Annotated in this window: 28 protein-coding genes; 10 read left to right on the forward strand and 18 right to left on the reverse strand. The window is 67.6% G+C overall.

What is annotated here, in order from left to right; all coding sequences use genetic code 11:
- Positions 1 to 11: 11 nt before the first annotated feature.
- Positions 12 to 533, reverse strand: coding sequence for an NnrU family protein (locus PXD02_RS14385; RefSeq protein WP_275104519.1), 522 nt, complete (start codon positions 531 to 533; stop codon positions 12 to 14).
- A gap of 67 nt (positions 534 to 600) precedes the next feature.
- Here PXD02_RS14385 and PXD02_RS14390 point away from each other — a divergent pair, with 67 nt between their 5' ends.
- Positions 601 to 1,164, forward strand: a complete 564-nt coding sequence (locus PXD02_RS14390; RefSeq protein ID WP_275104520.1) for a DUF4202 domain-containing protein — start codon at positions 601 to 603, stop codon at positions 1,162 to 1,164.
- Positions 1,164 to 1,841 (forward strand): sirohydrochlorin chelatase, encoded by a 678-nt coding sequence (locus PXD02_RS14395; RefSeq protein WP_275104521.1) that lies wholly within the window; start codon positions 1,164 to 1,166, stop codon positions 1,839 to 1,841. The genes PXD02_RS14390 and PXD02_RS14395 overlap by 1 nt, the downstream gene beginning before the upstream one ends.
- 12 nt (positions 1,842 to 1,853) lie before the next feature.
- Here PXD02_RS14395 and PXD02_RS14400 read toward each other — a convergent pair whose 3' ends face one another.
- Positions 1,854 to 2,312 carry an SRPBCC family protein gene (locus PXD02_RS14400; RefSeq protein ID WP_275104522.1) on the reverse strand — a complete coding sequence of 153 codons (459 nt, stop codon included), beginning with the start codon at positions 2,310 to 2,312 and terminating at the stop codon, positions 1,854 to 1,856.
- A gap of 50 nt (positions 2,313 to 2,362) precedes the next feature.
- Between PXD02_RS14400 and PXD02_RS14405 the strand changes: the two genes are divergently transcribed.
- Positions 2,363 to 2,719, forward strand: coding sequence for an ArsR/SmtB family transcription factor (locus PXD02_RS14405; protein WP_275104523.1), 357 nt, complete (start codon positions 2,363 to 2,365; stop codon positions 2,717 to 2,719).
- A gap of 9 nt (positions 2,720 to 2,728) precedes the next feature.
- Here PXD02_RS14405 and PXD02_RS14410 read toward each other — a convergent pair whose 3' ends face one another.
- Both PXD02_RS14410 and PXD02_RS14415 read right to left on the reverse strand, forming a co-directional pair.
- Positions 2,729 to 3,442 (reverse strand): GNAT family N-acetyltransferase, encoded by a 714-nt coding sequence (locus PXD02_RS14410; protein WP_275104524.1) that lies wholly within the window; start codon positions 3,440 to 3,442, stop codon positions 2,729 to 2,731.
- The gene (locus PXD02_RS14415; RefSeq protein ID WP_275104525.1) at positions 3,442 to 4,182 is read right to left on the reverse strand and encodes a competence/damage-inducible protein A; all 741 of its coding nucleotides are present in this window, start codon (positions 4,180 to 4,182) and stop codon (positions 3,442 to 3,444) included. The genes PXD02_RS14410 and PXD02_RS14415 overlap by 1 nt, the downstream gene beginning before the upstream one ends.
- Before the next feature lie 106 nt (positions 4,183 to 4,288).
- On the opposite strand from PXD02_RS14415, the gene map reads away from it, so the two are divergent.
- Positions 4,289 to 5,086, forward strand: a complete 798-nt coding sequence (gene map, locus PXD02_RS14420) for a type I methionyl aminopeptidase (RefSeq protein WP_275104526.1) — start codon at positions 4,289 to 4,291, stop codon at positions 5,084 to 5,086.
- 40 nt (positions 5,087 to 5,126) lie between these two features.
- On the opposite strand, the gene PXD02_RS14425 is transcribed toward map, so the two are convergent.
- From PXD02_RS14425 to kynU, 4 genes are all read right to left on the reverse strand, one after another.
- A complete protein-coding gene (locus tag PXD02_RS14425; protein ID WP_275104527.1) occupies positions 5,127 to 8,168 on the reverse strand; it encodes an efflux RND transporter permease subunit in 3,042 nt (1,013 codons plus the stop codon).
- Positions 8,165 to 9,268 (reverse strand): efflux RND transporter periplasmic adaptor subunit, encoded by a 1,104-nt coding sequence (locus tag PXD02_RS14430; protein ID WP_275104528.1) that lies wholly within the window; start codon positions 9,266 to 9,268, stop codon positions 8,165 to 8,167. Before PXD02_RS14430 ends, PXD02_RS14425 begins: the two co-directional genes overlap by 4 nt.
- Positions 9,265 to 10,251: an efflux RND transporter periplasmic adaptor subunit gene (locus tag PXD02_RS14435; protein ID WP_275104529.1), complete on the reverse strand. Its 987-nt coding sequence runs from the start codon at positions 10,249 to 10,251 to the stop codon at positions 9,265 to 9,267. Before PXD02_RS14435 ends, PXD02_RS14430 begins: the two co-directional genes overlap by 4 nt.
- 142 nt (positions 10,252 to 10,393) lie before the next feature.
- Complete coding sequence (kynU, locus tag PXD02_RS14440) at positions 10,394 to 11,581, reverse strand: kynureninase (RefSeq protein WP_275104530.1); 1,188 nt, start codon at positions 11,579 to 11,581, stop codon at positions 10,394 to 10,396.
- A 61-nt stretch (positions 11,582 to 11,642) separates the two neighbouring features.
- Between kynU and PXD02_RS14445 the strand changes: the two genes are divergently transcribed.
- Entirely contained in the window at positions 11,643 to 12,434 is a 792-nt protein-coding gene (locus PXD02_RS14445; protein WP_275104531.1) for an alpha/beta hydrolase, read from the forward strand.
- Here PXD02_RS14445 and PXD02_RS14450 read toward each other — a convergent pair.
- Entirely contained in the window at positions 12,424 to 12,894 is a 471-nt protein-coding gene (locus PXD02_RS14450; RefSeq protein ID WP_275104532.1) for a YbaK/EbsC family protein, read from the reverse strand. The genes PXD02_RS14445 and PXD02_RS14450 overlap by 11 nt on opposite strands.
- An 81-nt stretch (positions 12,895 to 12,975) precedes the next feature.
- On the opposite strand from PXD02_RS14450, the gene PXD02_RS14455 reads away from it, so the two are divergent.
- Together PXD02_RS14455 and PXD02_RS14460 are read left to right on the forward strand one after the other, a co-directional pair.
- Positions 12,976 to 13,311 carry a hypothetical protein gene (locus PXD02_RS14455; RefSeq protein WP_275104533.1) on the forward strand — a complete coding sequence of 112 codons (336 nt, stop codon included), beginning with the start codon at positions 12,976 to 12,978 and terminating at the stop codon, positions 13,309 to 13,311.
- A gap of 84 nt (positions 13,312 to 13,395) precedes the next feature.
- Positions 13,396 to 14,652, forward strand: a complete 1,257-nt coding sequence (locus PXD02_RS14460) for a lytic murein transglycosylase (RefSeq protein WP_275104534.1) — start codon at positions 13,396 to 13,398, stop codon at positions 14,650 to 14,652.
- Positions 14,653 to 14,744: 92 nt separating this feature from the next.
- On the opposite strand, the gene PXD02_RS14465 is transcribed toward PXD02_RS14460, so the two are convergent.
- The 8 genes from PXD02_RS14465 to rsfS all read right to left on the reverse strand — a co-directional run bounded on the left by PXD02_RS14465 (position 14,745) and on the right by rsfS (position 21,676).
- Positions 14,745 to 15,140, reverse strand: coding sequence for a hypothetical protein (locus PXD02_RS14465; protein WP_275104535.1), 396 nt, complete (start codon positions 15,138 to 15,140; stop codon positions 14,745 to 14,747).
- A 9-nt stretch (positions 15,141 to 15,149) separates the two neighbouring features.
- Positions 15,150 to 15,937, reverse strand: a protein-coding gene (locus PXD02_RS14470) for an IS5 family transposase (protein ID WP_275103592.1) whose coding sequence is annotated in 2 segments (ribosomal slippage) — positions 15,150 to 15,598 and positions 15,598 to 15,937 — 789 coding nt in all. Because the reading frame shifts where the segments join, the coding sequence is not laid out codon by codon here.
- Between the two features lie 133 nt (positions 15,938 to 16,070).
- The gene (locus PXD02_RS14475; protein WP_275104536.1) at positions 16,071 to 16,562 is read right to left on the reverse strand and encodes an RNA pyrophosphohydrolase; all 492 of its coding nucleotides are present in this window, start codon (positions 16,560 to 16,562) and stop codon (positions 16,071 to 16,073) included.
- Entirely contained in the window at positions 16,555 to 17,985 is a 1,431-nt protein-coding gene (locus tag PXD02_RS14480; protein ID WP_275104537.1) for a S41 family peptidase, read from the reverse strand. The genes PXD02_RS14475 and PXD02_RS14480 overlap by 8 nt, the downstream gene beginning before the upstream one ends.
- Before the next feature lie 17 nt (positions 17,986 to 18,002).
- On the reverse strand, positions 18,003 to 19,178 hold the full coding sequence (locus PXD02_RS14485) for a murein hydrolase activator EnvC family protein (protein WP_275104538.1): 1,176 nt from the start codon (positions 19,176 to 19,178) through the stop codon (positions 18,003 to 18,005).
- Positions 19,175 to 20,692: a 2,3-bisphosphoglycerate-independent phosphoglycerate mutase gene (gene gpmI, locus PXD02_RS14490; protein WP_275104539.1), complete on the reverse strand. Its 1,518-nt coding sequence runs from the start codon at positions 20,690 to 20,692 to the stop codon at positions 19,175 to 19,177. The genes PXD02_RS14485 and gpmI overlap by 4 nt, the downstream gene beginning before the upstream one ends.
- 117 nt (positions 20,693 to 20,809) lie before the next feature.
- Positions 20,810 to 21,277 carry a 23S rRNA (pseudouridine(1915)-N(3))-methyltransferase RlmH gene (gene rlmH / locus PXD02_RS14495; protein WP_275104540.1) on the reverse strand — a complete coding sequence of 156 codons (468 nt, stop codon included), beginning with the start codon at positions 21,275 to 21,277 and terminating at the stop codon, positions 20,810 to 20,812.
- Between the two features lie 15 nt (positions 21,278 to 21,292).
- Complete coding sequence (rsfS, locus tag PXD02_RS14500; RefSeq protein ID WP_275106445.1) at positions 21,293 to 21,676, reverse strand: ribosome silencing factor; 384 nt, start codon at positions 21,674 to 21,676, stop codon at positions 21,293 to 21,295.
- Positions 21,677 to 22,028: 352 nt separating this feature from the next.
- Here rsfS and leuC point away from each other — a divergent pair, with 352 nt between their 5' ends.
- The 3 genes from leuC (at position 22,029) to leuD (ending at position 25,224) form a co-directional block, all read left to right on the forward strand.
- Positions 22,029 to 23,453, forward strand: a complete 1,425-nt coding sequence (gene leuC / locus PXD02_RS14505) for a 3-isopropylmalate dehydratase large subunit (protein WP_275104541.1) — start codon at positions 22,029 to 22,031, stop codon at positions 23,451 to 23,453.
- Positions 23,454 to 23,827: 374 nt separating this feature from the next.
- Complete coding sequence (locus tag PXD02_RS14510) at positions 23,828 to 24,469, forward strand: VPLPA-CTERM sorting domain-containing protein (protein WP_275104542.1); 642 nt, start codon at positions 23,828 to 23,830, stop codon at positions 24,467 to 24,469.
- Between the two features lie 149 nt (positions 24,470 to 24,618).
- Positions 24,619 to 25,224, forward strand: a complete 606-nt coding sequence (gene leuD / locus PXD02_RS14515) for a 3-isopropylmalate dehydratase small subunit (RefSeq protein ID WP_275104543.1) — start codon at positions 24,619 to 24,621, stop codon at positions 25,222 to 25,224.
- A gap of 99 nt (positions 25,225 to 25,323) precedes the next feature.
- Here leuD and PXD02_RS14520 read toward each other — a convergent pair whose 3' ends face one another.
- Positions 25,324 to 26,430, reverse strand: coding sequence for a site-specific DNA-methyltransferase (locus PXD02_RS14520; RefSeq protein WP_275104544.1), 1,107 nt, complete (start codon positions 26,428 to 26,430; stop codon positions 25,324 to 25,326).
- Positions 26,431 to 26,523: the final 93 nt, after the last annotated feature.

The raw sequence follows: 26,523 nt of genomic DNA on the forward strand, positions 1-26,523 counted from the left end.
TTCGCCTGCCGTCAGGCAGGCAGCGGCGACACGCCGATCAGCAGCGGATGCAGATGCAGCAGCGCCGCCCAGATCAGAACCGCCAGCACCAGCCGCTGCCAGGTCACCCGGAACACCCCCGGCAACCCCGACCGCGCCACGCCAGACAGCGCAAAGACCAGCATCCCGCCGAAGAGGATCGCATGGGCCAGATCGCCGTTCGCGACCAGATGCGCGCCCGCCCACAAGGTAAAGGCCACGATCAGCCCCGACAAGCCGACCGCCAGGACGGCGACCAGAATCGCCAGCGGCATGGCGATATTGACCAGCCAGCGGCTCCACAGGGGCTGGTCCCACAGATGGACATGGGGCGCGCGTCCTGCCGCCAGGATCAACCAGGACAGAAGCCCGATCGACAGCAGGCTGAAGGCCACCAGATAGCCGCGCCGCCCCAGCCGCGCCACCAGCCAGCCGCGCGGGCCGGGCAGCGCCGGAATCAGGTGCGCGCCCAGAAAACAGGCCCAGGCGGCCAGATATTCGCCCCATCCACTCATGCCCCTCATCTAGCGGCTTGCGGGCGGGACCGCCAGCGGGTGAAACTGCGGCAAAAAGGACGCGCCCATGACAACCCGACTGGACCATGCCTTCCAAGCCATCGACGCCGCCAATGCCCGGGATCCGAACCTTGAGGACGGCAAGCCCGCCAACCTGCTCTACGGCCAGCGGATGACGGAACAGCAGCAGCGGCTGTTCCCCGACGCCCCGGACGCGCTGCGGATCGCCTGCCGGGGCCAGCATATCGAACGCTGGCTGCTGCCGCGCGACGCCTATCCGATGGACCGGGCGGGCTATCTGCAATGGCGCCAGGAACAGGGCCGCCGCCATGCCGAGCGCATTGCCGGGATCATGGCCGATGCGGGCTACGAGCAGGACGACATCGCCCAGGCCCGCAAGATGCTGACCAAGCAGGGCCTCAAGCGCGACGATCAGGTGCAGGCGCTGGAGGACGTGATCTGCTTCACCTTCATCCGCTGGTATCTGGGCGATTTCATGGCCGAGCAGCCGGACGAGAAGATGCCGCGCATCATCGAAAAGACCGCCGCCAAGATGTCGCCCGAAGGCCGCGCCCGCGCGCTGCGGGAATTCCCCATGCCCGAGGCTTTCGCCCGATATTTCCGCGACTGATGCGGGCGGTCATCGTCTCCCACGGTCAGCCCGGCGATCCCGGCCCGCAGCAGCGGGCCATCGAGGCTCTGGCCGCCCAGGTCGCCGCCTGCGATCCCGGCTGCCCGGTCGCGGGCGCGACGCTGGCGATGCCCGGCGCGCTGGCGGCGGTGGCCGAGGACGACAGCCTGATCTATCCGATGTTCATGGCCGAGGGCTGGTTCACCCGCACCGAACTGCCCCGGCGGCTTGCCCAGGCGGGCGCGGGGCGCGCGCGGGTGCTGCGCCCCTTCGGCACCGATCCCGCCCTGCCCGGCCTGATCGTGGCCCAAGCCCAAAGGGCGGCCGCGACCCAGGGCTGGGCGCCGCGGGACACGACGCTGCTGCTGACGGCGCATGGATCGCAGCGGTCGCAGGCGTCCTTCGCCATCACCACCGCGCTTGCGGAAACCGTCGCCCCGCATGTCGCCCGCGTCGTCACCGGCTTTGTCGAACAGGAACCCTTCATCGCCGATGCCGCGCGCGGGCTGAGCCGCGCGGTCAGCCTGCCGCTGTTCGCGCTGCGGGCGGATCACGTCCTGGACGACCTGCCCACGGCCCTGGACCGGGCGGGCTTCACCGGCCCGCGCCTGCCCCCCATCGGCCTTGCGCCCGAGGTGCCGGGCCTGATCGCCGCCAGCCTCCGCGCGGCGCTGTGACCTGTCGGGCAGTCACTTATACATGCCCTCGCGCAGGTTCAGGCCGTATTCGAGATACGCCTTCAGCGCGGCAAGCATCTGGGACCATCCCATGCAGTTACCATAGCTTGCCTTCAGACCGGCCTCGGTCTGGCTGAAGCCTTCCTCGGCGATCGAGACAAGGGTGCGCGTCCCGCCGTCCAGCGGTTCGAAGCGCATGGTGACGCGGGTCATGCGGGGCGCGCCGGGGCGGCTGTCCGACGCCTCCCATTCCAGCACGATGCTGCGTTCCGGCTGCACCTCGACCACCTTGACCGGAAAGGCGCCCGGAAAATCGTGGAAGTCCCAGGTCACGGTCGCCCCCGTCTCAAGCCGCCCCTGGGCGCCGCCGGTGGTGAAATAGCCCGAAAGCTTCGCCGGGTCCGCGACCGCCTCGAACACCTCGGCCACCGGCCGAGCGATGCGCGCGCTCACCTCGAATCTCAGTTCCATGATGCCATCCTTGCCTTGCCAGGCCTCGAATCATGTTATAGAAATATAACATGTCAGATATGGATGACGACGACAAGGTTTTTCGGGCGCTTGCGGCGCCGGTGCGGCGGCGGATCATGGACGCGCTGCGCGACCGGCCGCAGACCACGGGCGAGTTGGCGGCGACCCTGACCGACATCGGCCGCTGCGCCGTCATGCAGCATCTTGGGGTGCTGGAGGGTGCGGGGATCGTCGTGGTCCGCCGCGTCGGGCGGCAGCGCTGGAACCATCTGGACGCGATCCCGATCAAGCGCATCCATGACCGCTGGATCGGCGAGTATGCCCGCAGCGCCGTGGAACGCCTGGACGACCTCAAGCACAGGATCGAAAAGCCCGAGGAGGCGACGGTGCCGGGCCAGGTGGAATAAGCTCGGCCCTCAGGGCGCGAGGGCGTAATAGGCGTAACCGGCGGCCTCGGCAAAGCCCAGCCGGTTCCAGGTCGCCCATGCGCCCGCATTGCCCCGGCTGACGGCCAGGCCGATCCGCGTCGCGCCCTGTCCGGCGGCCCAGATCGCCGCCTGGCGCACCATCCAGCCCGCCATGCCCCGGCGGCGAAAGGCGGGCAGAACCTCGACGGCGTGGACCATGGCCACCTCGCCGTGGATCGCGGCGAAGGCCGCCCCCGCCGCACGGTCGTCCATGCGCCCCAGGATCGCGGTCTTTGGCCCCGCCACCCGGTCCATCACCGCCTGCCGCGCCGGGTCGATGTTTCCCGCCGCCCAGATGTCGCGCTGAATGGCCAGCGGCGGCCAGATCGCGAAGGCGGTCACCGGCGGGATGGGATCGCCGGTCAGCGCGGCGACCGGCGCCTGCATGATCGCGGTCGGGGATTCGCGCCGGTATCCGGCAGCGGCCAGGGCCTCGGCCAGGGCAGCGTCGCCGTCCGGGACGCGGAACATCGGCTGCTGGCCCCAGCCGCGATGGATCGCCTCGACCCCGGCGAAGTCCTCGGGCGACCATGCGCCCACGGCGCGCGCGGAACTGACCCGGCCGCCCGCCCCCAGGCCCCGGCCCACCCGGAACCCCCCGGCATCCGCGTGATCGGCGGCGGGCCAGGTCCGCTCGAACGCCTGGGCCAGGGCGGCGTCCATCACAGGCCCAGCCGGTCTTTCAGCGCCGCCATCGCCTGGGCGACGCGATCCGCGTCAAGGCCGCGCACCACCAGGTTCGTGCCCCAGCCGGTCTGGTCCTGGAAGGGATAGGATCCCAGCGACAGGTCGGGATAGTCGCCCGCCACGGCCTTCAGATCCTCTGCCACGTCGCTTTCGCCGCGCCGCACCTCGACGCTTTCGGACCGGACAGGGCGCCCGCCGGACAGGCGCGGGATCAGCCAGTCCACCATGCCCCGGAACACCTCGGGCACGCCCGCCATCACATGGGTGTTGCCGATGGAAAAACCCGGCGCGCCGGATACGGCGTTGTCGATCAGCCTGGCCCCCACCGGGATGCGCGCCATGCGCAAGCGATTCTCGGTCAGCTCATACCCCAGGCGGTCGCAGCGGGCTTGCAGGATGGCGCGCGCGTCGGGGTTGATCTCGACCGTGGTGCCATGGGCGTCGGCCACGGCATCGGCGGTGATGTCGTCATGGGTCGGCCCGATCCCGCCCGAGGTGAACAGCAGGTCGTAATCCCCGCCCAGGCTGCCGTCCAGGGCGCGGATCGCCGCGACGATGCGGTCGTGATCGTCGGCCACGACGCGGATTTCGCGCAGGTCGAAGCCGGTCGCGGACAGCACCTGCGCCAGGTGATGGGCATTGCCCTCGCGCGTGCGGCCCGACAGGATTTCGTCCCCGATCACCAGGATCGCCGCCGTCGGATTGTCGGATTGCATCGTTCCGTCCCCTGAAACCTGTGCTTGCCTGCATCTATGCGCACGCGCGGGGCTGGAACAAGGGATCATCCGGGTCTATCTATGCCGCCAGACGAAAGGATCACCGATGGACCAGAGCCATATCACCAAGGAAGGCATCCGCATCCACGCGCGCGAGGATTTTGCGGGAATGCACAAGGCCGGGGCCGTGGCGTCGCAGATCCTGGACGAGGTGGGGCCGCTGGTCCGGCCCGGCGTCACCACCGGCGCGCTTGACGATTTCATCACCCGCCGCGTGACGGAACTGGGGGCGACATCCGCCACCATCGGCTATCGCGGCTATGAACATGCCAGCTGCATCAGCGTGAACCATGTCGTCTGCCACGGCATTCCGGGCGACAAGGTGCTGGCCAATGGCGACATCCTGAACATCGACGTGACGGTGATCGTCGACGGCTGGTATGGCGACAGCAGCCGCATGTATGTCGCGGGCAAGGCCCCGATCAAGGCCAAGCGGCTGATCCAAGTCACGCATGACGCGCTGATGAAGGGGATCGAGGCCGTGCGCCCCGGCGCCACCTTCGGCGATATCGGCGCGGCGATCCAGTCCTATGCCGAAGGGCGCGGCATGTCGGTGGTGCGCGACTTCTGCGGCCACGGGCTGGGCCGGGTCTTCCACGCGCCGCCGAACGTGCTGCATTTCGGCCGCCCCGGCAAAGGCCCGGTGCTGGAGGAAGGCATGTTCTTCACCATCGAGCCGATGATCAATCTGGGCCGCCCGGAAACCAAGGTGCTGGCCGACGACTGGACCGCCGTGACCCGCGACAAGTCGCTGTCGGCGCAGTTCGAGCATTCCATCGGCGTCACGGCGACGGGCTGCGAGATCTTCACGCCCTCGGACAGGTTCTTCCCCGACCTGGACTGACCGACCTGGAGTGACCGGCCCCGCCGCCCGCGATCCGGCGTCAAGCCGGATCCGGCCTGACCCGCATCACCGCGCAATAGAGCGCCGGGACAAAGACCAGCGTGATCAGCGTCCCCGCGATGATGCCGCCCATCATAGAAAAGGCCATCGGCCCCCAGAACACCTGGCGCGAGATCGGGATCAGCGCCAGCGACGCCGCCGCCGCCGTCAGCAGGATCGGCCGGGCGCGGCTGTCCGACGCCTCGAACACGGCCCTCCAGGGCGTATGTCCCCGATGCCGCAGCTCCTGAATCTCGTGGACCAGGATGACCGAGTTGCGGATCAGGATGCCGATCAGCGCCAGGATTCCCAGGATCGCGACGAAGCCCATCGGCACGCCGAAGGGCACCAGCACCGCGACCACCCCGATCAGGCCCACGGGGGCTGCGGCAAAGACGATCATCGCCAGCCGGAAGCTTTGCATCTGCGCCATCACCAGCAGCGCCATGATCAGCAGCATCACCGGCACCACGGCGGCGATGGGTTCCTGGCTGTCGGCCGATGTCTCGACCGTGCCGCCCACGGTGATGGTCACGTCGGGCGGCAGGCCGGCCTGGAACTCCGCCACCGCCGGAACCAGGGCGTCGACCAGGGTCGCGGGCTGGTCCTTGGTGGATACCGCCGCCTTGACGGTCACGGTCGGCAGGCCGTTGCGCTGCGCGATCAGCGGCTGTTCGGTGACGTAATCCAGCGACACGATCGAGATCAGCGGCGTGCTCCCTCCGTCGGGCAGGCGGATTTGCAGGTTGCGGATCGATTCGATCGAGGTGCGGTCCTCCGCCTCGCCGCGCCCGACCACGTCGATCAGGAAGATGTCGTCGCGAAGCTGGGTGATCGTCGTGCCCGAGAACAGCGCCGACAGCGTGTCGGCGACCTCTTGCGTGGGGACGCCCAGCCGGCGCGCCTGGTCCTGATCGATTTCCAGGCGCACCACCCGCGCCGGTTCGTTCCAGTCCATCGAGATGTCGCGCAGGCGCGGTTCTTTCGCCAGCACGGCGGCAAGGTCGCGCGCGGCGTCGCGGGCGGCGTCGGGATCGGGGGCGCTGATGCGGTATTGCACGGGCTTGCCGACCGGAGGGCCGATTTCCAGATCCTTGACATAGATGTCGACGCCCGCGAAATCCTGCGCCGCCCGCTCCATCAGCAGCGCCTTCAGCCGGTCGCGCGCGGCCAGGTCCGGGGTCTGGATGACGATCTGGCCCATATAGGGCCCCGGCGTCGGCACATCCATCGCCAGCACGAAGCGCGGCGCCCCGCTGCCGACATAGGATGTCCAGAACAGCACGTCGTCATTGCCCGCCAGGATCTGTTCCAGCCGGTCCATGTCGGCGCGCGTCCTGGCGATCGACGCGTTCTGGCGTTCCGCGATATCGACCAGAACCTCGGTCCGGTCCGAGGTCGGAAAGAACTGCTGTTCGACGAAGCGCATCCCCCAGACGGACAGCGCGAACAGGACCAGCGTGACCGCGATCACGATCCACTTGAACCGCATCGACCACAGCAGCAGCCCGTGGAAACGGCGGCGCAGCCAGCCGGGCCGGGGCTCGTGGTGGACCATGTGGGGGCGCAGCAGGGTCACGCCCAAGAGCGGCGCGAACAGCACCGCCACGATCCAGGACACGACCAGCGACACCGCGATCACCACGAACAGCGAGAAGGTGAATTCCCCCGCCGCGGAATTGTTCAGCCCGATGGGAATGAAGCCCGCCACCGTGACCAGCGTGCCGGTCAGCATCGGGAAGGCGATCGAGGTCCAGGCATAGCTGGCCGCGTTTTCCAGCGGTTCGCCGATTTCCAGGCGGGAAATCATCGTCTCGATGGCGATCATCGCGTCGTCGACCAGCAGGCCAAGCGCGATGATCAGCGCCCCCAGCGAAATCCGCTGCAAGGTGATGCCGTACAGATCCAGGATCACGAAGGTGATCGCCAGCACCAGCGGGATGGTCAGCGTCACGACGAAACCGGCACGGAAGCCCAGGCTGATGAAGCTGACGACCAGCACGATCAGCACCGCCTCGGCAAGGGCCTTCACGAAATGGCCGACGGCGTAATCGACCACATGCGGCTGGTCGGCGACCTTGGCCATCTCGATCCCGATGGGCAGCCCGGCCGCGACGCGGGTCATCAGCGCGTCCAGTTCCTTGCCGAATTCCAGGATGTTCTCGCCCTCGCGCATCCCCACCTGCAAGCCGATCGCGGGCTTGCCGTTGTATCGGAACAGCGATTGCGGCGGATCCTCATAGCCGCGCGTGACGGTCGCCACATCGCCCAGGTTGAAGAACCGTTCGCCCACCCGCAGGTTCACGGCGGCGATGGACTGGGCGTCGGCGAACTGCCCGCCGACGCGGACCAGCACCTGTTCCGGCCCGGCCTGGATCACCCCCGAGGGAGAGATGGCGTTCTGCTGGGCCAGGGTGGCGATCACCTGCTGCTGGTTGAGACCCAGGGCCGCCAGCCGCGCGGCCGAGAATTCCAGGAAGATCTGCTCTTTCTGTTCGCCCAGCAATTCGGTCTTGCCGGCGGCGTCCAGACCCGTCACCTGCTTGCGGATGCGTTCCACCCGGTCGCGCAATTCGCGCGGGCTGTATCCGTCGGCGGTGAAGGCATAGATGTTGCCGAACACATCGCCGAAATCGTCGTTGAACTGGAAGCCCGCGAATTCCTGCGGGAAATCCGGGCGGATGTCGGACATCATCTCGCGCACGCGCTTCCAGATCTCGGGCACCTTGGGACCGCGCGTGGTGGGCAGCAGCTCCAGATAGACGACCGCCTGGCCCGGCATGGTGACGGATCGGGTAAAGTAAAGCTCGTCCAGTTCCTCAAGCTTCTTTTCGATGCGCGTGGTGACCTGGGTCAGCGTCTCGTCCACGGTGGCGCCGGGCAGGGCGGCGCTGATCACCATGATCTTGATGGTGAAATTCGGGTCTTCCTCGCGCCCCAGCTTGGTATAGCTGAGCGTCCCCGCCACCAGCGAGACGATCAGCAGGAACCACACGAAGCTGCGGTGGTTCAGCGCCCAGTCGGACAGGTTGAAACGCTTCACGGATCGACCCTTTCGCCGACGGGCTGGCCGTCGGTCAGCGAATTGACGCCCCGGATCACCACCTCGTCGCCGGGGGACAGCCCCGCGCCGATCAGGACGCGGCCCTGGAAGGCGACGCTGGGGGTGACGGGAACCGCCTCGACATGGGCGCCGCCCTCGTTACGGACCACGCGCCAGACATGCGGCGCGCCGTCGCGCAGGAAGATCGCCGCCTGGGACAGCATCAGCGCGGGTTCGCTGGCGCTGCCCAGCCGGGCGCGGATCAGCGCGCCCAGGCGGAAGGGCGCGTCGGGCGGCAGGGTCAGATACAGCCTGCGGGTGCGGGTCGCCATGTCGGCCACGGGGTCGATCCGGTCCAGCACGGCCTGCACCTGCCGGTCGGGGTCGGTGCGCTGCCACAGGGTGAAGACGGCATTGTCGGGAAGGCCCGCAAGCGCCGATTCGGGCAGGTCGATCACCGCCTCGCGCTGATCCTCGGCCGACAGTTGCAGGACCGGCGTTCCCGCGCCCAGCACGCTGCCGGGGGCCTCGTAGACCGCGCTGACGACGCCCGAAAAGGGCGCGGTCATCCGCGCATGGCCCTGGGAATCGCGCGCCTGCACCAAGGCCGAGCGGGCCTGTTCGGCCCCGGCCTGGGCGGCGGTGGCGGCGCGTTGGGCCTGCTCCAGCTGCGCGGCGCTGGCGACGTTGCGGGCCGCCAGGGCCTTGGTCCGTTCCAGCGTCAGGCGGGCCGTGTCGCGCTGAACCTCGGCCGCGGCCAGGGCGGCCTCGGCGGCGCGGGTGGTTGCCTCCAGATCCTCGGCGGCCAGGTTGGCCAGCACATCGCCCTGCCGGACCCGGTCGCCCAGATCGACGGGGCGCGACACCATCCGGCCCAGCGTCTGGAACGCCATCGTGACCTGCGTGCGCGACGCCACCACGCCGGGGATCCACCGCGCGTCCCGGCCGCGATCCTCGACGATCTCGGACACGATGGGCCGGATCGGGGCGGCAGCTTCGGCATGAGAGCGGAAATCCAGCCATCCGGGCAGATCCAGCGCCCCGGCCGGTGCGGCCAGAACCAGGGACAAGGCGGCCAGCAGGCATGTCGTCCGGATCATGGCAAGACCCTGGCCTGCCGGACCTGCCGTCCGGGATAGAGAAGCTGAGAGCCCGCGCCGACCACCACATCCCCCGCCGCGATCCCGTCCGAAAGATAGACCACGCCGTCGGCGAACTGTGCGATGGTCACGGGCACCAGGCTGACACGGCTGTCGGCATCGACGCGCCAGACGGCGGGCCGGCCGCCCTCGCGCATCAGCGCCGTCCAGGGCACCGCGATGCCCCGGTCCACGGCGATATCCACATGCCCCCGCACCGCCGCGCCCAACAGCGCGGTATCGGCCGCCACACCGTCGATCCGGACCCGCATCGCCACCGTCCCCGAGGCCGGATCCACCAGGGGCGAGATCTCGGACACGGTGCCCCGCATCTCGGGGCGGTCGATGTCCAGGGTGTCCAGCCGCACGACTGCGCCCTTGGCGCTGTCCAGGCCGGGATGGTCGGGGGCGTTGAACACGGCCTCCAGCCCGTCCAGCGTGGCCAGGGTCAGGACCGGCTGCGCGGCGCCGACGATCTGGCCGGGGGCCATGTCGCGGGCGGTGACGACCGCATCCTGGGGCGCCCGCATGACCGTATCCTCGACCGCGCGGCGGGTCTGGTCCAGGCTGCTTTCGGCGCGTTCGACGGTGCCCTGCGCCTCGGACAGGGCGCGCAGGGCGTCGTCGCGGGCGGCGCGGGTGCCGACGCCGCGCGCCAGCAGGGCATCGGCCCGTTCGCTGGCCAGGCGGGCCTGCGCCAAGCCCGCGCGGGCGGCGTCAAGACCCGCCTGGGCCACGCGCAGGGCCTGGTCCTGCTGGACCGAATCGAGGCGCGCCAGTTCCTGGCCCTCGGTCACGCGGTCGCCTTCGTCGACCAGCACGTCGGTCACGCGTCCGGGCTGGCGAAAGCTCATCTGCACGCTGTCGGCGGCGGTCAGGCTGCCCGACAGTTGCAGGTCGATCTGCACCGGCTGTTCGCGGGCCGAGACCAGCTCGACGCGCAACAGGTCATTTTGCGCAACCGCCGGAAATGCCGACAATCCCGCAACCGCAATGCCCCATGCCAACCGCCAGCCGCCCATCAAAATGTCCCATCGAAATATGACATGTCTGCGTCACAATCGGCGCCAAGGGAAGCCCCTGCCTTTACGTCACCGCGGCCTTCTGCCGAAACTTTTCATCATCCCAGAGGCCGCCCTGCAACAGGCGGGCCAGCGCGTCGACCGCCCGTTCCACGTCGTCCAGGTCGTTATACAGCGGCGCGAAGCCGAATCGCAGCACATCGGGGGCGCGGAAATCGCCCACCACGCCCGCCGCGATCAGCGCCTGCATCACCGCATAGGCTTGGGGATGGCGAAAGCCGATCTGCGACCCGCGCCGGGCCGGATCGCGCGGCGAATTCAGCGTCACGTCCGGGCATCGCGCCTCGACCCCGGCGACGAAGGCCTGGGTCAGGTCGATGGACCGGGCGCGCAGATCGGACAGGCTGACCTCTTCCCAGACATCCAGGGCGGCGTCCAGCGCGGTCAGCGCGATCACGGGCGGGGTGCCGACACGCATCCGCTCGACCCCCGAAGCCGGGCGGTAATCCAGGTCAAAGGCGAAGGGCGCGTCATGGCCCATCCAGCCTTGCAGGATCGGCTGGGCGGCATCGGCATGGCGCGGATGGGTCCAGATGAAGGCGGGCGCCCCCGGCCCGCCGTTCAGGTATTTATAGGTGCAGCCGACCGCGAAATCGGCGTCCGCCCCGGTCAGGTCCACATCCACCGCCCCCGCCGAATGCGCCAGATCCCACACCGTCAGCGCGCCAGCCTCATGCGCGCGGGCGGTCAGCGCGGCCATGTCGTGACGCCGCCCGGTGCGGTAATCGACCTCGGTCAGCATCAGGACGGCCAAGTCAGGGGTGATCGCGGCCTCGACCTCCTCGGGCGGGACCACGCGCAGCTCGGCCCCGACCGCCTGGGCCAGGCCCTGCGCGACATACAGATCGGACGGGAAATTGCCGCTGTCCGACAGGATCACCCGCCGGCCGGGCCGCAGCCGCAGCGCGGCGCTGAGCGCCTGGAACACCTTGATCGACAGCGTGTCGCCCATCACCACCTGCCCCGGTCCCGCGCCGATCAGCCGGGCGATGCGGTCGCCGATGCGGCGCGGCTGGACATACCAGCCCGCCTTGTTCCAGCCGGTGATCAGCATCTGCGACCATTCCTCGGCCATCATCCGGGCCACGCGGTCCCTGGCCGCCACCGGCATCGGTCCCAGCGAATTGCCGTCCAGATAGGTGATGCCCTGCGGCAGGTGGAAGGCGCGGCGGGTGGCGGCGAAATCGGTCATGGTCCTCTCCCTCTTGACCGCAGGCTAGCAGCAGCCTCTCCTGCGCGAAAGAGAGGGCAGGATGCCGTATCACGTCACCGATTGGGACGACGCCTATGCCAATACCGTCCATATTCCGGGGGGCAAGGGCTTTTTTGCCCGCTGGCAGGACGCGGCCGCCCGGTTCCGCGACGCCCACCCGCCCCAGGCCGTGGGCCGGGGCCACCTGTTCCACCCCGACGGACCCGCGCGGGGCCTGATGGTCTTCGTCCACGGCGGCTACTGGATGGAGACCACGCCCGATCTGTGGTCGCATCTGGCGGCGGGCGCCTTGGCGCGCGGCTGGGCGGCGGCCCTGCCCGGCTATACCCTGGCGCCCCAGGCCCGGATCGCGCAGATGGTGCATCAGGTCGCCGCCGCCATCGCCGAGGCCGCCGGGCGCATCGGCGGGCCCATCGTCCTGACCGGCCATTCGGCGGGCGGACATCTGGCCGCGCGGATGATCTGCGACGACGCCACCCTGCCCGATGCGGTGGCGGCGCGGGTGACGGGCTGTGTGCCGATCTCTCCGCTGGCCGACCTGCGGCCGCTTTTGCACACGGCGATGAACGCCACGCTGCGCCTCGATGCGGCCGAGGCGGCGGCGGACAGCCCGGCCCTGCTGGCGCCCCGCCCCGGCATCCCGGTCACCACCTGGGTCGGCGCCGACGAGCGGCCCGAATTCCTCCGCCAGGCCCGGCTGCTGGCCGATATCTGGGCGGGCCTGGGCGCCGCGACCGACTGCCTGGTCGAACCGGAACGCCACCATTACGACGTGATCGAGGGGCTGGAGCGGCCGGACAGCCCGCTGATGGACCGCCTGCTCAGCCGGTGAAATCCGCCAGCTTCGCCGCAGTCAGGTCCAGCAGCACCTGCGGGGCGATGGCGAAGATGTGGCGCGGCGTGCCCGCAGCGGCCCAGACGCGGTCGAACTCCAGCAGGCGCGGGTCGAAGAACGCCGCCACCGGCTTCAGATGCCCGACCGGGGCCACGCCGCCGATGGCGAAACCGGTTTCCTCGCGGATCAGCGCGGCGTCGGCCTTGCCCAGCGGCTGGCCCGCCACCTGCGTCGCCCTGGCCGGATCGACGCGGTTGCCGCCGGCGGTCAGGAACAGGACCGCATGACCCGACGCCTCGCCCCGGAAGATGATCGACTTGGCGATCTGGTCCACATGACAGCCCGCCGCCTGCGCGGCCTCGGCCGCCGTGCGGGTGCTGTCCGCCATCTCCAGGATTTCGACCGCCACGCCTGCCCCGTCAAGGGCGGCCCTGACCCGCGCCAGGCTCTTGCTCATGTCCTCTGTCCCCTCGCGCCAAGCGTCTTGCGCTTTGGCGTCAGCCGTGTTGTTGCAGGACCGATCATCACGGAGGCCCGCATGAACGTCTATACCCTGCTGGTCGAGGTGGGCCGCACCAAGGATGACGGCCTGCCCGACGGATCGACCGGCGCGGCGCTCATCTGCTATGCCGCGGGCGGGGACGAGGCCGAGGCGGTGCGTGAAACCGTGGCCATCCTTAAGCAGGCGGATCTGGCGCCGCTGGACGTGACCGGCTACGGCACGCTGGAGGACCGGCTGGCCGAGGGCCACGAGATCGACGCGGACGAACGCGCCCTGATGCAGCGTGCCCTGAACGAAAACTCGGTCGTCATCGCGCAGATGCAGCCCTTCTTCAAAGGTTGCGAGGGCGACGCGGACGACATCCTGCATTAGCCCGCGCGGGCCTACCCAAGGCGGACGGGGTTTGTTACGCTGCTTCACAACAACAATCGAAGCAGTCACGAACAGGCGATCCTCATGAGCTTTCCCCGCATCTTCCTGACCACCGCCCTGGTGGGCGCGCTGGCGTCCTGCGCCACGCCGATCAACCGCGCGCCCGGCGGTCCGTCGGGCGGCGGTCCCGTCACGCCCGCGCCGATCCCCGCCGCATCCGCCGGGGACGAGGCCGGGCTGCAACGCTTCGTCCAGTCCTTCCGGCCGCGCGCCCTGGCCTCGGGCGTGTCGCCCGCGACCTATGACCGGGCCATGCGCATCGCCCGCTACAACCCCGACGTGATCCGCCTGGACCGCAAGCAGGCCGAGTTCAGCCGCCCGGTCTGGCTGTATCTGGACAGCGCCGTGTCGGACGTGCGCGTCACCACCGGCCGCCAGAAATCCGCGCAACTGTCGGGCACCCTGTCGGCGCTCGAGGCGCGCTATGGCGTCCCGCGCGAGATCGTGCTGGCCGTCTGGGGGATGGAATCGAATTTCGGCGCCAATCGCGGCAAGATGCAGATCATCCCGTCGCTGGCGACGCTGGCCTATGACGGCCGCCGGGGCGAGATGTTCCAGAACCAGCTGATCGCCTCGCTGAAGATCCTGCAAGCGGGCGATACCGATCCCGAACACATGCTGGGTTCCTGGGCCGGTGCGATGGGCCATACCCAGTTCATGCCGACCTCCTATCTGGATTACGCGGTCGATTTCACCGGCGACGGCCGCCGCGACATCTGGTCCGAGGATCCGACCGATTCGCTGGCCTCGACCGCGAACTATCTGCGCCGCAACGGCTGGGTGCCCGGCCAGCCCTGGGGGGCCGAGGTGCAACTGCCCCAAGGCTTCAACATGGGCCTGGTCGGCAAGGGCACGCGCCGGTCCGACTGGGCGGCGCAGGGCGTCCGCCGGATCGGCGGCGGTCCGCTGCCCGGCGGCAACGGGTCGATCATCATGCCGGCGGGGGCGAACGGCCCGGCCTTCCTGATCCTCGACAATTTCCGGTCGATCCTGCGCTACAACAATTCCGACAACTATGCGTTGGGCGTGGCGTTTCTGGGCGAGCGCATCGCCGGCCGTCCGGGCGTGCAGGGATCGTGGCCCCGCAACGACCGCACCCTGTCCACCGGCGAGCGCCAGGAAATCCAGCAGCGCCTGCGCGCCAAGGGCTTCTATCAGGGCGAGATCGACGGGCTGTTCGGGTCCGCCACGATGGAGTCGGTCGCGGCCTACCAGCGGTCCATCGGGGTGACGCCGGACGGTTATCCGACCTCGATCCTGCTGGAGCAGTTGCGGCGGTGAGGGAAAGAGGGGCATCCAATATGGGCGCCCCTTTCTAACATGACAGTTCCAAAATCTGTATGGACGCTCGCGAAAGAAAAGGATCCATGAAATTAGGAATTGCGCCCCACTCCTGAGGCCCACAGCCTAGCAGAAAACGTCAACGGATCTTTGCTGGGAGGATCGTTCAAATCGGCGCGAATTTCCCAAACTAACGCCGACCAAAGTTCATCGTGTTTGGATTGCGTTCGATTATCATTTGAAACTGCAATTTCGTCAATAAATTGGTGCAGAGACTTTATAACACCAGGTGATCCGACTAAATGTAAGTTGTTGACAGAAGTGGCAAACCTCATTTTTGCTTCAATTGGTGTTGCATCTCCAACAATCCCACTTGCCGCTCCAAAGAACTCCTCATAGTAGGCTAGCTTCTTAGAACGCCAGACCGCGCTCCGTTCAGCCTTTTTTGTGAAGAAGAACGTTCCAGCAGAAACCAGAATCGTAGCCATCGCCGTAGGTCATGTTGACAAATGGCGGAGCCAGATGCGGATCGAGGTGATGTCGATGAAGCCCAGGAAGCTCTCTGCGGTTTTGTCGTAGCGGGTGGCGACGCGGCGGGCATTCTTGAGCTTGTTGAAGCAGCGCTCGACGAGGTTGCGCAGCCGGTAAAGGGTTCGGTCCACGGCCACGCGCAGCTTGCGGGACTTTCGCATCGGGATCACCGGCACGACGTTGCGCGCCTCCATGGTTTCTCGAACCCTGTCAGAGTCATAGCCGCGATCCGCCAGCAGGACGGAGGGCTCTGGCAGGTTGTCGTCCATGATGAGGTCAAAGCCCAGATAGTCCGATGTCTGGCCCGGCGTGATGTCCGACCTCATGGGCAGGCCTGCGCCATTGACGCGGAGGTGGATCTTTGTCGTGAAGCCACCTCGCGAACGGCCAAAACCCTGTCGCGGAGTCCCCCTTTAGCGCCCGCTGCCTGATGATGGGCGCGGACCACGGTGCTGTCGATCATCTGCAAGGCCGCTGGAACCACCCCGCTCTCGTTCAGGGCCTCCAGTATCCCTTCCCACAGCCCGGCCAGGGTCCAGCGCCGGAACTGGCGGTAGACCGACGACCACTTGCCGAACTCTTCCGGCAGGTCACGCCACGGCGAACCTGTGCGGGCTATCCAGAAAATCCCATCCAGAACAAGACGATGGTTCATGGGTTTGCGCCCGTTCGGTGCGCGGACGGCCAGAATGAAGCGTTCGTGAAACGCCCATTCCTCGTCAGACATCAGGTCTCGTGCCAAGCTGGTCTCCATCGCAGATACCAGCTTGAATCACGTTCAGCACGTCCTGTGAATCCCTTTTGTCAACACGGCCTAATGATTGCCGCCCACATTACAGATCTTTCCTTCTGCGTTTCCAGCTTAAGTAGTGAACATTAGTGTCACTTTATCTCACCCACTCCCGGAACGCCGCCAGCACCTCCTCGTAAACCCCGCGCTTGAACGGCACGATATTCTCCAGCAGCGCCGCGGCAGGCATCCAGCGCCATTCCTCGAACTCGGGGTGATCCGTTTCGATGCGGATGTCGCTGTCGTCCCCCAGAAACCGCATCAGCACCCATTTCTGGCGTTGCCCGCCATAGCGGCCCTTCCAGACCTTGCCCAGCAATTCGGGCGGCAGGTCGTAATAGACCCAGTCCGGGGTTTCGCCCAAAACCTCGACCTTGTCGGCGGGAAGGCCGGTTTCCTCGGCCAGTTCGCGCAGGGCGGCCTGGCGGGGATCCTCGCCCTTGTCGATGCCGCCCTGAGGCATCTGCCAGGCGCCGGGCATGTCGATGCGCTGGCCAGCGAAGACCAGGCCATCGGCATTGATCAGCACCACCCCGGCGCAGGGGCGATAGGGCAGCCCGCCCGGTCCGGTCCGCTCCGGCTCAGCCATTCGTGTTGGCCGCGCCCGATCCATCGGTCCCCGACCCCTCGCCGGTGACGGCGGGGGTGGCTTCCGCAGGCACCTGACCGGCGCGGAAATCGACCGCCGCCAGGCCCTTCAGGATATCGACCGCATAGGCGAGCTGATAGTCTTCCTCGCGCAGCTTGGCGGTGGCCTCGACCTCGGCGGCCTCCTGCTCCATCTGCTGCTTTTCGTCGTCGCTGACCGAATCGTTGTTCAGCGCGCCGCGCAGATCGGCTTCGGACCGGCCGAAATTCGACTGGCTGCGGGGGCCTGCCTCGTCCTCTTCCGAGGCGGGCGGGGGCGAGGGCTGGGCCACCAGGATGTCGGGCTGGATGCCCAGCGACTGGATCGACCGGCCCGACGGCGTGTAATAGCGCGCCGTGGTCAGCCGGATGGCGCTGTCGGCCGTCACCGGCATCACCGTCTGGACCGAGCCCTTGCCGAAGGTCTTTTCGCCCACCACGATGGCGCGGCGATGATCCTGCAAGGCGCCCGCGACGATTTCCGACGCGCTGGCGGAACCGCCATTGGTCAACACGACCATCGGCTTGCTCTGGGCCAGGTCGCCCGGCTCGGCGTTCCAGCGTTCGCTTTCCTCGGGGTTGCGGCCGCGGGTGCTGACGATTTCGCCCGCGTCCAGGAAGGCGTCGGACACGCTGATCGCCTGGTTCAGCAACCCGCCGGGGTTGTTGCGCAGATCCAGCACGAAGCCGGTCACCTTGTCGATGCCGCCCGCTTCCTTGACCGCCTTGTCCAGTTCGGATTTCAGCGTGTCATAGGTCTCGTCGTTGAAGGTCGAGACGCGCAGCACGACCGATTTCCCCTCGATCCGGGTCTTGACGACCGTCAGCTTGATCGTGTCGCGGGTCATGGTCAGATCGAACGGCTCGGTCTCGCCCTCGCGCAGGATGGTGACGGTGATCTCTGACCCGATGGGGCCGCGCATCATGTCCACGGCCTGATCCAGCGTCAGGCCCATCAGCGATTCGCCGTTCACATGGGTGATGAAATCCCCGGTCTTGACGCCCGCCCGCGCCGCAGGGGTGTCGTCGATGGGCGAGACGACCTTGACCAGCCCCTCCTCCTGGCTGACCTCGATCCCCAAGCCGCCGAAGCTGCCGCGGGTCTGGGTCTGCATGTCCTGGTAATCGCTGGCCGACAGAAAGCTGGAATGCGGATCCAGCGATGTCAGCATTCCGTTGATCGCGGCCTCGATCAGCTTCTTGTCGTCGGGCGCCTCGACGAAATCGGCGCGGACCCGTTCGAAGACGTTGCCGAACAGTTCGAGCTGTTCATAGATCGAGGCGTTGGAGCCGGTTTCCTGGGCCACCAGCGGCCCGGCGATCTGGGTGGTCAACAGCGCCCCGGCCAGAACCCCGCCCACCCCTGCGATCAGATAATGTTTCATGACGGCCTTTCCTGCCTTCAATCCTGTTCAGGCTCCACGACGGGATTCAGCACGAACCAGTCCGCCGGGTCCAGAGTTTCCTGTCCCTTGCGCAATTCCAGATACAGGGATTCGGTCTGCCCTGCATGACCGCCAATGGCGGCATCGGTCACGAATTGCGCGCCGAATTCCTGCGCCGGCGCCTCGGTCCCGCCCATCAGGCCCAGCGGATCGCCCGCTTGCAGCACGTCGCCCACCTCTCCGAACACCTGCGACATGCCCGCGAAGACCAGAAGATACCCGCGCGCGGGTTCGACGATCATCACATTGCCGTAATCCAGCAGCGGCCCGCGATAGCGGATGGTGGCGGGCCAGGGCGTCGTCACCAGGGCGGCGGGCGGCGTGGCGATCACCCAGCCGGGCCGTTCGACCCCGGCGGCATCGGGCTGGTCGTAAAGGCGCAGGATGGTGCCCACCACCGGCAGCGGCAGGGCGCCGCGCGCGCCTTCGAAATCCTCCATCGGCGGGCCGACATCCATCTGGACCTTGGCGACCCCGGCGGCGAATTCGTCCAGCGACTGCGCCGCGTCGCGCAGCTTTTGCAGTTCCGCTGGGGCCTCGGCAAAGCGGACGGGCAGGCTGGAGCGGTCTGTGACGGCGCTGGCCAGCAGCCGGCGCGCCTCCTGCACCGAGGCCAGCCCCGCCGCCAGCATCTGCGCCGCGCCCGCCTGCAAGTCGCGCACGGTGGCGATTTCGGCCAGGTCGTCCTGCAACCGTTCCGCCTCGGCCCGCAGGCCGGGGGTGACATCGGCCAGGACCATCCCCGACCGGGCATTGGCAAGCGCGCCCGCCGGATGCAGCAGCAGGGTGGTTTCGGGCGCCTGTTGCAGCGCCGTCATCGCCCCCAGGACCGAGGCCAGCCGCCCGCGCTGCGATTCGAAGCGGGCGCGCAGGTCGGCTTCGCGCGCGCTTGCCTGGCGCAGGCCCTCGCGCAGGGCGGCAAGGCCCTGTTCATAGCCCCGGATCACCTCGGTCAGGGCGACGACCTGGTCATCGGCCGATACGGCATCGGCCAGCTTGGCGACGGCGGCGCGCAACTGGGCGGCGGCGTCCTGCGCCTCGGCCACCGCGGCCGTGACCGAGGGCTGGGGTTCCTGGGCCGATCCCGGCGCGGCGATCAGCGCGGCAAGCGCCAGAGAGCGAAAGAGCTTCATGCGGTCTCGATCAGGCTTTCGCCGGTCATCTCGGCGGGCTTGTCCAGGCCCATCAGGTCCAGGACGGTGGGCGCCAGATCGGCCAGCCGCCCGCTGCGCAGGCGCGCGCCCGCCGGCCCGCCATAGACGATCACCGGCACCGGGTTGGTGGTATGCGCGGTATGCGGGCCGCCGGTCACCGGGTCGATCATGGTTTCGCAATTGCCGTGATCGGCGCAGATCACCGCCGCGCCGCCCGCCCGGTCCAGCGCGTCCAGCATCCGGCCCAGGCCGCGATCCACCGCCTCGCAGGCCAGCATGGCGGCGGGCAGGCTGCCGGTATGGCCCACCATGTCGGGATTGGCGAAATTCACCACGATCAGGTCATAGCCCGCGCCGATCACCTGAACCAGCTTGTCGGCCACCTGGTCGGCGGCCATTTCCGGGGCCAGGTCATAGGTCGCGACCTTGGGGCTGGAGGGCATGAAGCGGTCCTCGCCCGGTTCGGGGGCCTCCTTGCCGCCGTTCAGGAAGAAGGTGACATGGGGATATTTCTCGGTCTCGGCCAGGCGGAACTGGCGCAGGCCCTTGGCCGCCACCCAGGCGCCCAGCGTGTTGACCACCTGCCGCTTGGGATAGGCGGCGGCCATGTATTCGTCGTGGCGGGTGCTGTAATCGACCATGCCCAGCAGCGCCGCCCATTCGGGACGGTCGCCGGTGTCGAACCGATCGAAGGCCGGATCGGCCAGGGCGGTCAGGATCTCTCGCGCGCGGTCGGCCCGGAAGTTGAGGCAGAAGAACCCGTCCCCGTCCATCGCGCCGTTATAGCCGTCGATGATGAAGGGCTGGATGAATTCGTCGGTCTCGCCCCGCGCATAGGCCATGGTGACGGCCAGGTCGGCCGACAGCGCGGCTTCGCCCTGGCCCGCGACGATGGCGCGATAGGCGCGTTCGATCCGTTCCCAGCGGTTGTCGCGGTCCATCGCGTAATAGCGGCCGATGACGGTGCCGATCCGCGCGCCCTCGGGCAGGCTGCCCTGCAATTCGGTGATGAATCCCATGGCGGATTGCGGCGGCACGTCGCGCCCGTCGGTGATCGCGTGGACCACGACCGGCACGCCAGCGGCGGCGATGGCGCGGATGGCGGCCTGGACATGGACGACATGGCCATGCACCCCCCCGTCCGAGACGATGCCCATCAGATGCGCCGTTCCGCCCGTGGCCTGCAGCCGTTCCACGAATCGCACCAGCCCTTCGTTGCCCACGAAGCTGCCGTCCTCGATCGCAAGGTCGATCTGGCCCAGGTCCATGGCGACGACCCGGCCCGCGCCGATATTGGTGTGGCCGACCTCGGAATTGCCCATCTGGCCGCGCGGCAGGCCCACATCCGGGCCGAAGGTCGTCAGCATGGCATGGGGGCAGTCGCGCATCAGCCGGTCGAAATTCGGCGTCGCCGCCTGGTCGGGCGCGCTTTGTTCGGGCCGGTCGGATATGCCCCAGCCGTCAAGGATGCACAGGACCACAGGTTTCGTCATATCGTCCCTCGGGGATGGTTTGCGCCTTGTTACGCCTGTGCGGCGCTTGCGGCAACCGCAAGGCCGGGGGCGCTTCGCCCCCCGGACCCCCAGAGGATATTTGCGTGAAGAAGACGATCATTCGCGGTGATAGGGCGATCCGGCCAGGATGGTGGCGGCGCGATAGAGCTGTTCGGCCAGCATCACCCGAACCAGCAGATGCGGCCAGACCATCCGGCCCAGGCTGATCTGCCAGTCGGCGCGGGCGCACAGCGACGGATCCACCCCGTCCGCACCGCCGATCACGAAACAGAGATCGCGGGCCCGGTCCCGGTATCCCGCCAGCCGCCCCGCGAAGTCCGGCGACGTGGGCTGGTCGCCGCGTTCGTCCATCACCACCAGGGCCGCGCCCGGCGGGATGGCGCGGGACAGAAGCTCGGCCTCGGCGGCCATGCCGCCGCCGCGCTTGTCCTCGACCTCGGTCAGGGTGACGGGGGGCAGGCCAAGGCTGCGGCCGGTCCTGGCGAAACGGTCGAGGTAATCCGCCACCATCGCCGCCTCGGGGCCCTTGCGCAGCCGTCCGACCGCGGCGATGTCGATCCGCATGGTGTCCCGCCCGGCCTAATGCGCGGGGCGGGCCTGGTCGCGCACGCGGCTGAGCGCGTCGGCGGGCATCCACATCTTTTCAAGCTGATAGAATTCGCGCACCTCGGGCCGGAAGACATGGACGATGACATCGTCGGTGTCGATCAGCACCCAGTCGCCGGTGTCCTTGCCTTCGATCCGGGGGGTGCGGCCGGTGATCTGCTTCATCCGCTCGGCCAGCTTTTCGGCGATGGCGCCGACCTGGCGCGCGCTGCGGCCCGATGCGATCACCATGTGATCCGCCATGGCCGACCGGCCGCGCAGGTCGATCGTGACGATGTCCTCGGCCTTGTCGTCGTCAAGCGAGGACAGGATGCGGTCAAGGATCTGGTCGCTGGTCAGATCCTGCGCCGCGGGGATCGCTGCCGGCCCCGTGGCCGGCGAGACGTCTTGTGACAGGGTTCAATCCTCCGGTCAGCGCGCCGATCGCCCCCGGCGCAGGGGATGGATCAAAGATAGCACCTTTTCAGGCCATCTCAATGTTCCCGGTCCGATTGTACCGGGGCTTGTCGGCAATATTGCGTCAATGGGCAAAGACGATTAGAACAGGCGCATGTCCGGGTTCATCTATTTCGACATCCATGACCGCGCCCGCCTGCCCTCGCGATTCTTCGGCGAAGCAAACTGCGTGACGGCGCGACTGTGACGGGCTGCGGTCCTGCCGCAGCCGCCTGTCCGTCATGATCACATCACAGCCGAAAGCCAAACAGCCATGATCACCGAACCCCAATCCGCCGCCGCGCGGACGCTTTACGACAAGATCTGGGACGCCCATGTCGTCGACCGCCAGGACGACGGCACCTGCCTTCTGTATATCGACCGCCATCTGGTCCACGAAGTGACCAGCCCGCAGGCCTTCGAAGGGCTGCGCATGACCGGCCGCACCGTCCGCGCCCCCGACCGCACCATCGCCGTGCCCGACCACAACGTGCCGACCACCTGGGACCGCGAACAGGGCATCGACAACGAGGAATCGCGCATCCAGGTCGACGCGCTGGACCGCAACGCCCGCGACTTCGGCGTGGTCTATTACCCGGTGAACGACATCCGCCAGGGCATCGTCCATATCGTCGGTCCCGAACAGGGCTGGACCCTGCCCGGCATGACGGTGGTCTGCGGCGACAGCCATACCGCCACGCATGGCGCCTTCGGCGCGCTGGCCCACGGCATCGGCACCAGCGAGGTGGAGCATGTGCTGGCCACCCAGACGCTGATCCAGAAGAAATCGAAGAACATGAAGGTCGAGGTGACGGGCCGCCTGGCCCCCGGCGTCACCGCCAAGGACGTGGTGCTGGCGATCATCGGCCGGACCGGCACGGCGGGCGGCACCGGCCATGTCATCGAATATTGCGGCGAGGCGATCCGCGGCCTGTCCATGGAAGGCCGCATGACGATCTGCAACATGGCCATCGAGGGCGGCGCCCGCGCGGGCCTGATCGCGCCCGACCAGACCACCTTCGATTACGTCAGGGGCCGTCCCCATGCGCCGAAGGGCGCGCAATGGGAAGCGGCCGTCGCCTGGTGGAAGACGCTGTTTTCCGACGAGGGCGCGCAGTGGGACAAGGTCGTCACCCTGCGCGGCGAGGATATCGCCCCCACCATCACCTGGGGCACCTCGCCCGAGGACGCGCTGCCGATCACCGCGACGGTCCCCGATCCTTCGGATTTCACCGGCGGCAAGGTCGAGGCCGCGCGGCGGTCGCTGGACTATATGGGCCTGACCCCCGGCACGCGGCTGACCGACATCGCCATCGACGCGGTGTTCATCGGTTCCTGCACCAACGGCCGGATCGAGGATCTGCGCGCCGCAGCCGAGGTGCTGCGCGGCCGCAGGCTGGCGCCCGGCGTGCGCGGCATGGTCGTGCCGGGTTCGGGCCTGGTCCGCGCCCAGGCCGAGGAGGAAGGGCTGGACGCGATCTTCAAGGAGGCTGGTTTCGAATGGCGCTTGGCGGGCTGTTCGATGTGCCTGGGCATGAATCCCGACCAGCTGGCCCCCGGCGAACGCTGCGCCGCGACCAGCAATCGAAATTTCGAGGGGCGGCAGGGATACAAGGGTCGCACCCATCTGATGTCGCCGGCCATGGCGGCGGCGGCGGGCATCGCCGGCCATCTGGTCGACATCCGCGATTTCGCCTGATCCCGCGGGCGCGGTCATGGCGGCTGCTGTGGCCGCCTGATCCCGCGGGCGCGGTCATGGCGGCTGCTGTGGCGGCTGCTGCGGCGGCTGCTGCGGCGGCCGCCTGATTCACCCCACGCCACCGCGCGAATCAGGATGGCGGCACGTTTTTGCAGGCGATGCAAATTCCCCGACAGCCTCTGATATAGGCCGTTTTCCGGGCACAATCAGGACGGGAACACCTGTCGAAAAGAGCATGTGATTCCCCCCGCCGAACGGGCTTTCGCGGAGACTTGAATCAAATTTTATGTTACCACTTTGAAACCACGGTGCGGCGATGATCGCCCGCCAGACGTGCCATAATGAGTCATTCGGTAATAATTGGGAGGAATGAGATGAACATCGCAACATTCGCCACGGCGACTGCTGTTGCCGCTCTGATGGCAACCGGCGCGAGCGCCGCCACGCTGAGCCTTGTGGCTCCGACCGAAACGCAATTCAATCTTTCCGGCTTCAATCCGACAGGCAGCCCCGTCGATCTGAATGGCCAGGATATCGAGTTCATCTCGGGCGACAAGAAGACCGCATCGAACGGTCTGTCGGTCAGCGGTCCGGCCAGGGTCACGTTTACCTATCTGGGCTACGAGGCGGGGCACCAGAACAGTTCCTATGGTTTCGGCATTGACGGCAATTTCCTGTTCGAGAATGCGACCGCTACCGTCGGCAGCAGCTACACCTACACGCAAGCCGGTGCCGACCTCGTGAACTTTACGTTCCACACCGCAAACCCCCTGTCCTATTTCCACAATCACGATGTTGCCGATCCGGCGACCGGGGATTATGCGATCGGTTACCTCCGTATCAGCGATACTTCGTGGTACGCGCTGTTCGACGATATCGCGCAGAACGACCGCGACTTCGACGATCTGGTGCTGCGCATCGACGTGGCCCCCGTTCCGCTGCCTGCCGCGGGCTTCCTGCTGCTGGGCGGTATGGGCGCCCTGGGGGCTGCCGCGCGTCGTCGCAAGGCCGCCTGATCCCTGCGAACGACCCGACCAACCCAAGCCCCGCGATCATCGCGGGGCTTGTTCGTTTCGTCCGGCCGCTTGCCATGTCGTATCGGCAGCTTGAAGACCGTATGGCCGATGGCTATGATCGCATCCGCCCGCAGGAAACAGGATATCCGATGGACAAGTTCACCACCCTGACCGGCATCGCGGCACCCATGCCGCTGGTCAATATCGACACCGACATGATCATCCCGAAACAGTTCCTCAAGACGATCCAGCGGTCGGGCCTGGGGGTCAATCTGTTCGACGAATTGCGCTATGACCGCGACGGGACCGAGCTGCCGGATTTCGTGCTGAACAAGCCCGCCTATCGGCAGGCCGAGATCATCGTGGCCGGGGACAATTTCGGCTGCGGGTCGTCGCGCGAACACGCGCCCTGGGCGCTGCTGGATTTCGGCATCCGCTGCGTGATCTCGACCAGCTTCGCCGACATCTTCTTCAACAACTGCTTCAAGAACGGCATCCTGCCCATCGTCCTGCCGCAGGATGCCGTGGACGCGCTGATGGAGGATGCGCGCAAGGGCGCCAATGCCCGGATGACGGTGGATCTGGAAAGCCAGACCGTCACCACATCGGACGGGGTGGTCTTTGCGTTCGATGTCGATCCGTTCCGCAAGCATTGCCTGCTGAACGGGCTGGACGATATCGGGCTGACCATGGAAAAGGCGCCCCGCATCGAAAACTATGAAACGCAGATGGCTCAGGCCCGGCCCTGGGTCTGAGCGGACGGCCTGAAAAGGCCCCGCCATGCGTGGATGGCGGGGCAAGGGGGTTCCCCCCGATGGCGGCAGCCTGGGGGGAACCTGGCGAACCGGGACGCCTCAGTTGGGGCGGGAAACCTCGCCTTCCATCTCGGCGCGGATCTGCTGGCGCAGGATGTCGATGGGGATCATCCTGCCTTCGCGCTTGTAGCACCAATAGGTCCAGCCGTTGCAGCTGGGCGCGCCTTCCAGGGCGGCACCGACCTGATGGATCGACCCCTTCACGTCATTGCCGATCACCGAGCCGTCGGCGCGCACCTTGGCCTTGTGGCGGTTGTTCATGGAATACAATTCCTCGCCCGGCCGCAGCATCCCGCGTTCGACCACCTGGCCGAAGGGAATGCGCGGTTCGGCGCGTTTGGCGCGGGTCGTGGCCAGTGCCTCGGCATCCAGGCGGCGGATGCGGGACAGCCGCCTTTCCGCGACCGTGCGATAGGCCTCCTCGCGCTCGATGCCGATGAAGTCGCGGCCCAGCATCTTGGCGACCGCGCCGGTCGTGCCGGTGCCGAAGAACGGATCCAGCACCACGTCGCCGGGATTGGTGGTGCCTATGATGACCCGGTGCAGCAGCGATTCCGGCTTCTGCGTCGGATGGGCCTTGTCGCCCGCCGCGTCCTTCAGCCGTTCGCCGCCGTTGCAGATCGGCAGCACCCAGTCGGACCGCATCTGCACGCCTTCGTTCAGCGACTTCAGCGCCTCGTAGTTGAAGGTGTATTTCGAAGCCTCGGACTTCGCGGCCCAGATCAGCGTTTCGTGGGCGTTCGTCAGCCGCTTGCCCCGGAAATTCGGCATCGGGTTCGCCTTGCGCCAGATCACGTCGTTCATGATCCAGAAGCCCTGGTTCTGGATCTCGGCCCCCACGCGGAAGATGTTGTGATAGCTGCCGATGACCCAGATCGCGCCGTCGGGTTTCAGCAAGCGGCGCGCGGCGGCCAGCCAGTCGCGGGTGAAGGCGTCATAGCTGGCGAAGCTGGAGAACTGGTCCCAGTGATCGTCGACGGCATCGACCTTGGAATTGTCGGGCCGATGCAGGTCGCCGCGCAGTTGCAGGTTATAGGGCGGATCGGCGAAGATCAGGTCCACGCTGGCTTCGGGAAGCGCGTTCATCGCCTGGATGCAGTCGCCTGCCAGGATTTGATTCAGGGGTAACGGTCGCGCGGCTGCCATGCGCTGATCCTTGGTCTTTATCATCTCTGCCTCGGGAGTGGTGCCGGCTTGGGCCGGTCTGTGTCCCGCTACCATGATTCAGACCCGAATCGG

The sequence above is a fragment of the Paracoccus sp. S3-43 genome (genome assembly GCF_029027965.1).
Classification (GTDB): Bacteria; Pseudomonadota; Alphaproteobacteria; order Rhodobacterales; family Rhodobacteraceae; genus Paracoccus.

Bases quoted from the DNA above. Each gene is read 5' to 3' on its own strand.
- PXD02_RS14415 (WP_275104525.1), bottom strand. From the start codon at position 4,182: ATGCAATCCGACAATCCGACGGCGGCGATCCTGGTGATCGGGGACGAA.
- PXD02_RS14475 (WP_275104536.1), bottom strand. From the start codon at position 16,562: ATGGCTGAGCCGGAGCGGACCGGACCGGGCGGGCTGCCCTATCGCCCC.
- PXD02_RS14465 (WP_275104535.1), bottom strand. From the start codon at position 15,140: ATGGCTACGATTCTGGTTTCTGCTGGAACGTTCTTCTTCACAAAAAAG.
- PXD02_RS14485 (WP_275104538.1), bottom strand. From the start codon at position 19,178: ATGAAGCTCTTTCGCTCTCTGGCGCTTGCCGCGCTGATCGCCGCGCCG.
- leuD (WP_275104543.1), top strand. From the start codon at position 24,619: ATGGACAAGTTCACCACCCTGACCGGCATCGCGGCACCCATGCCGCTG.
- PXD02_RS14395 (WP_275104521.1), top strand. From the start codon at position 1,164: ATGCGGGCGGTCATCGTCTCCCACGGTCAGCCCGGCGATCCCGGCCCG.
- gpmI (WP_275104539.1), bottom strand. From the start codon at position 20,692: ATGACGAAACCTGTGGTCCTGTGCATCCTTGACGGCTGGGGCATATCC.
- PXD02_RS14430 (WP_275104528.1), bottom strand. From the start codon at position 9,268: ATGATCCGGACGACATGCCTGCTGGCCGCCTTGTCCCTGGTTCTGGCC.
- PXD02_RS14400 (WP_275104522.1), bottom strand. From the start codon at position 2,312: ATGGAACTGAGATTCGAGGTGAGCGCGCGCATCGCTCGGCCGGTGGCC.
- PXD02_RS14480 (WP_275104537.1), bottom strand. From the start codon at position 17,985: ATGAAACATTATCTGATCGCAGGGGTGGGCGGGGTTCTGGCCGGGGCG.
- rlmH (WP_275104540.1), bottom strand. From the start codon at position 21,277: ATGCGGATCGACATCGCCGCGGTCGGACGGCTGCGCAAGGGCCCCGAG.
- PXD02_RS14405 (WP_275104523.1), top strand. From the start codon at position 2,363: ATGTCAGATATGGATGACGACGACAAGGTTTTTCGGGCGCTTGCGGCG.
- leuC (WP_275104541.1), top strand. From the start codon at position 22,029: ATGATCACCGAACCCCAATCCGCCGCCGCGCGGACGCTTTACGACAAG.
- PXD02_RS14450 (WP_275104532.1), bottom strand. From the start codon at position 12,894: ATGAGCAAGAGCCTGGCGCGGGTCAGGGCCGCCCTTGACGGGGCAGGC.
- PXD02_RS14410 (WP_275104524.1), bottom strand. From the start codon at position 3,442: ATGGACGCCGCCCTGGCCCAGGCGTTCGAGCGGACCTGGCCCGCCGCC.
- PXD02_RS14460 (WP_275104534.1), top strand. From the start codon at position 13,396: ATGAGCTTTCCCCGCATCTTCCTGACCACCGCCCTGGTGGGCGCGCTG.
- PXD02_RS14390 (WP_275104520.1), top strand. From the start codon at position 601: ATGACAACCCGACTGGACCATGCCTTCCAAGCCATCGACGCCGCCAAT.
- map (WP_275104526.1), top strand. From the start codon at position 4,289: ATGGACCAGAGCCATATCACCAAGGAAGGCATCCGCATCCACGCGCGC.
- PXD02_RS14510 (WP_275104542.1), top strand. From the start codon at position 23,828: ATGAACATCGCAACATTCGCCACGGCGACTGCTGTTGCCGCTCTGATG.
- PXD02_RS14385 (WP_275104519.1), bottom strand. From the start codon at position 533: ATGAGTGGATGGGGCGAATATCTGGCCGCCTGGGCCTGTTTTCTGGGC.
- PXD02_RS14455 (WP_275104533.1), top strand. From the start codon at position 12,976: ATGAACGTCTATACCCTGCTGGTCGAGGTGGGCCGCACCAAGGATGAC.
- PXD02_RS14445 (WP_275104531.1), top strand. From the start codon at position 11,643: ATGCCGTATCACGTCACCGATTGGGACGACGCCTATGCCAATACCGTC.
- kynU (WP_275104530.1), bottom strand. From the start codon at position 11,581: ATGACCGATTTCGCCGCCACCCGCCGCGCCTTCCACCTGCCGCAGGGC.
- PXD02_RS14520 (WP_275104544.1), bottom strand. From the start codon at position 26,430: ATGGCAGCCGCGCGACCGTTACCCCTGAATCAAATCCTGGCAGGCGAC.